Annotated in this window: 1 protein-coding gene; it reads left to right on the forward strand. The window is 56.2% G+C overall.

What is annotated here, in order from left to right:
• Positions 1-42 precede the first annotated feature (42 nt).
• The gene (locus tag AU511_RS17035; protein WP_094110376.1) at positions 43-642 is read left to right on the forward strand and encodes a tail fiber assembly protein; all 600 of its coding nucleotides are present in this window, start codon (positions 43-45) and stop codon (positions 640-642) included.
• The last annotated feature ends 82 nt before the right edge of the window (positions 643-724 follow it).

Here is a 724-nt window from a genome sequence, read left to right on the forward strand (position 1 = left end):
CCCCCGCAACATCGCATTTAACTACATCGTGAGGGCAGCGTAATGTCTAAAGCTGAATTGAATGATGACCTGATTGCCGTGGTGGCCGGAGACATTACCGTCTACCACTTTGATGAATTAACCGGTGAATATCATTTCCCGACCACGCAATATCTGCCGGTGGGCGTCGGCTTGCCCGCGCATTCCTGTTTCGATGCCCCTCCGGCTCCCAAAGACGGCTTTGCGATCCGTCGGACGGCCGACGGTTCGGCATGGGAATATCTCAGCGACCATCGCGGCGATACGGTTTACAACACGCAAACCCGGCAACCCGTGACGCTGACGACGCTGGGAGCGTATCCGGAAAATACAACGCCGCTGGCGCCCGCCACGGAATACGATATTTGGGACGGGACAAACTGGGTGTTGGACGTGGCAGCGAAGCAGACTGGCGAGATCGCGGAAGCTGAACAACGCCGACAAACGCTGCTGACCGAGGCAGATAACGTGACGTCGGACTGGCGGGTCGAGCTTATGCTCGGAGATATCAGCGACGATAATAAAACCAAACTGTCGGCGTGGATGGCCTATAAATCCGCGGTCAACGCTGTCGATGTGTCAACGGCCCCTGACGTGAGCTGGCCTGCGCAACCAGATAAGTAATTTGTCCATCAGCGCTCTATGTGGGCCAGTCTGGAAACAGGCTGGCCTTTTCGTTTGAGTGATAACGCTGTCCGTTCATCGC

The sequence above is a fragment of the Lonsdalea iberica genome, from assembly GCF_002111585.1.
In the GTDB taxonomy this organism is placed as follows: domain Bacteria; phylum Pseudomonadota; class Gammaproteobacteria; order Enterobacterales; family Enterobacteriaceae; genus Lonsdalea; species Lonsdalea iberica.

Bases quoted from the DNA above. Each gene is read 5' to 3' on its own strand.
- AU511_RS17035 (WP_094110376.1), top strand. From the start codon at position 43: ATGTCTAAAGCTGAATTGAATGATGACCTGATTGCCGTGGTGGCCGGA.